This is a genomic window from Paenibacillus sp. 01T422 (genome assembly GCF_056398785.1).
Genome location: NZ_JBFTQB010000900.1, coordinates 1 through 2,605, shown reverse-complemented (window position 1 = coordinate 2,605; position 2,605 = coordinate 1). Strand labels below are relative to the sequence as shown.

Genomic DNA, 2,605 nt, shown 5'->3' with positions numbered 1-2,605 from the left:
CCTTGCAGATGTCAGCCCCCTCCAATCGCTTCCAGAATGTATCGGCATCAGCCCGAACCTCCGCCAGATCAACTCCTATCATCGGGAGAGCCGATACAATCGTTTCTTCTTTAAGATGCTTTTGCAAACGTTCTAGCATAAAAGGCCAAATATCGGCTTTAATTTCGCTTCCCCATTTTTTCCAGAAGCGCCCAAGGTTGTTTTTACGGTTATGACTGCGGTGAATCCCACTGCTCCGCTCCCAATGATAAGCTGTAATCTCAGGATTAATGACGATATCATATCCTTCAGCTCTGGCTCTCATTTGATAATCAAAATCTTCATATCCGTTAAAAAATTCCTCATCCAATTCGCCTACTGCTTGATAGACTTCCCGCTTCATACCAAACATAGCAAATACGACAAGCTGCACAGAAAACGTTTCTTGGGGAATATCCGAAGGTGAAGCATTCAGGAACAAATGCCGCCCGATAGAGTCTGTAAATGCGATACCACAATGTTGAATACCACCGGTCTGAGGGTATAACAGCACACCGCCAACCATGCCAATCTCGTTATTGCTATTTAATGTTTCACTCATCAGCTTCTGCCAACCATGATTCAACATCGTATCTGAGTCCAAGAAATAAATATACTCGCCTTGCGCGATTCTGAGCGCACTGTTAATAGAAACCGAACATCCTAGCGGATAGTCGTGCTCTAGTATCTCGATTGTTACTCCATCTCTGCTTTCCGATTGCAGCTTATGGAGGTGTTGTTTGACGGCTGCGCCTGATCCGTCGTTAATGAATATTATTTGGGTTGATGGACTTACCGTTCTCAGCAATGAATCCGTAAACAAGTTCAGAATGGCATAGTCTTGATTCACTGGTACTATCACTGTGTGTTGCATGTTATCTCCTCCAAATAAATTATGGCTTCAAGTAAGAACCTGACTGTAACGGATCCCCCTTCCTTTTCGAGTAAATTCCAACTGAATTGGAATATATGGATAGTTTATATTTTCGATATTTGTCAGTAAATCTCACATTTCGAACACTATTAATAATTGAATCTATCTGCTATTGAAAACCACACCAATCTTGTTCTAAAATGAAGGCACAATCCCAAAATAATGAGCATTATTTCAATATTTCTATCTAATCTTGCTTTAAAATCGTTATTTCTCGCACAACTAGAAAGTGAGGCAGCGCATGACTTATCCTCAAGATTTAAGAGAGAAAACACCTCTCTGGGACAGCAACTATCCAATCCGCTTTTACCGAAACCGATCCCGAATGGCGAAAAAGGACGACACAATCTTATCTCTCCATTGGCATGAGCACTTCGAAATTATCGATATGCAGGCTGGCAAAGCGCAGTTTCATATCGATAGCCGTCCATATGAGGCGAGTGCCGGTGACCTGCTGTTCGTCCCTGCCGGAGCGCTCCATGTTGGYTATAACGCATCCGATGAAGACGTGGAATTCGTAGCCGTTGTCTTCAACGCTTCCCTCCTGCGCATGCTGCACTCCGATCCTGTCTATGAGCGGTATATGCTGCCTTTCTTGGACGGACGCGCGCAGCTGCCTGCAAGGCTTGGCGCAAGCGACGAACGAGGAGCCCCTTTTCGTCGGCTCATTCGTGAATCAACGGATGAGTATGAGCACCAAGCCGCTGCTTACGAGCTTGTCATCAAACATAACTTTCATCTGCTTTTCGCTTTGCTCTCCAGGCAATTCCTGCCTGACAAGTTCGTGGATAAACCTGCTCCCCTGCGGCATTCAGAGTCATTCAAGCCATTAATTCAGCACATTGAAGCTCATCTTGCGGAGCCGCTCTCTGTTGAACAAGCTGCGAGGATGGTCAACCTCAACCCGTACCATTTTTGCAAAACTTTTAAAAAGCTGACAGGACGCACTTTTGTGGATTTTGTCAATTGGCTGCGTATTAACGAAGCAGACCGTCTACTGCGTGAAACGGAGTGGACCGTAACTGAGGTTGCCGAGAGAATCGGCTGCGGGAACGCGAACTATTTTACAAAACTTTATAAAAAATATAAGAGTTATCCGCCTTCAGAAGTCCGGAGGCGACTGTTGCCTACCTAACTGTGCTGCGCTGTTTGCGTCAATCAGGGCACCCGCGGCTGTGGCGATATAGCACTTTGCAATTTGGAGCAAGCAGGCGAGCGCCGAGCGCATCTGGCGTGAAATCCGTGACGTTGCGCCATTAACCGAATCGGCCCTAGCCTGTAAATTAAAGTACGGCCGGCATCACATAGGTGTACACCGCAATGAAATGGCAGCTGCTGCCGGCAACGACGAACACATGCCAAACCAGATGATGATAGCGCAATTTCCGCCATAGAAAGAATAGCAATCCAATGCTGTACAGGACAACGCCGGCGACGATCCAAGTGATAGCCACTAGAGGAAGCCTTTCTTGCAGCGGTAAAATCAACGAAGCCATGAAACCAGCTAGCAGCAAGTATAGGAACAGTCCCCATGGGATAAATCGCCGAATGATGAACTTGATGTAACGCACGCCTCCAAATGCGAGCACCCAGATCACCCCCAGCATGGAGTAGCCTAAATTACCCTGCAAAGTAATCATGAAAGTAATCATG

The 2,605-nt window shown here is 46.2% G+C and carries 3 protein-coding genes; 1 reads left to right on the top strand and 2 read right to left on the bottom strand.

Annotated features, from left to right (window positions below):
* Nucleotides 1-892, bottom strand: an 892-nt coding sequence (locus AC1DUA_RS33160) for a glycosyltransferase family 2 protein (protein WP_477503787.1), incomplete at its 3' end; no start/stop codon positions are given.
* A gap of 301 nt (nucleotides 893-1,193) precedes the next feature.
* Between AC1DUA_RS33160 and AC1DUA_RS33155 the strand changes: the two genes are divergently transcribed.
* Nucleotides 1,194-2,087 (top strand): AraC family transcriptional regulator, encoded by an 894-nt coding sequence (locus AC1DUA_RS33155; protein ID WP_477503786.1) that lies wholly within the window; start codon nucleotides 1,194-1,196, stop codon nucleotides 2,085-2,087.
* Between the two features lie 148 nt (nucleotides 2,088-2,235).
* Here AC1DUA_RS33155 and trhA read toward each other — a convergent pair.
* Nucleotides 2,236-2,605 (bottom strand): PAQR family membrane homeostasis protein TrhA (trhA, locus tag AC1DUA_RS33150; protein WP_477503785.1); only part of this gene is annotated, 370 nt, incomplete at its 5' end.